Source organism: Streptomyces sp. OZ13, from assembly GCF_052068155.1.
GTDB lineage: Bacteria > Actinomycetota > Actinomycetes > Streptomycetales > Streptomycetaceae > Streptomyces.
In genome coordinates this window covers 1-511 of record NZ_JBQHCZ010000064.1, presented here as the reverse complement: position 1 = coordinate 511, position 511 = coordinate 1, and the positions used below count along the sequence as shown (strand labels likewise).

Genomic DNA, 511 nt, shown 5'->3' with positions numbered 1-511 from the left:
CCCGTGTTCTGGATCCTGCCGGGACGGTCCTGATCACGGGCGGCATGGGGGAGTTGGGTCAGGCTCTGGCCCGTCACCTGGTCCAGGAGCACGGTGTGCGCCGTCTGGTGCTGACCTCACGCCGTGGCGCCGACGCACCCGGTGTGTCCGACCTGGTGGGGGAGTTGACCGCCGCCGGTGCCGACCGTGTCGAGGTCGTCGCCTGTGACGTGGCCGACCGCGCCCAGGTCCGGACCCTGCTCACCGGCGTGGACACCGCTCACCCGTGGACCGGTGTGTTCCACCTTGCCGCTGTCCTGGACGACGGGCTTCTCCAGGGGCAGGACACCGGCCGTCTGGCCCGTGTCCTGGGTCCGAAGACCGAGGGTGCGCTGCACCTGCACGACCTCACCCGTGAACTCGGCCTCGAGCTTGCCGCGTTCGTGTTGTTCTCGTCGGCGTCGGGTGTGCTGGGCACGGCCGGCCAGAGCACCTATGCCGCTGCCAACACGGCCTTGGACACGCTGGCCGC

General features: G+C 70.6%; 1 protein-coding gene. It reads left to right on the top strand.

The features are described from left to right. A partial coding sequence (locus ACTMTU_RS36100; protein WP_441267654.1) for an SDR family NAD(P)-dependent oxidoreductase occupies positions 1–511 on the top strand: 511 nt, incomplete at both ends.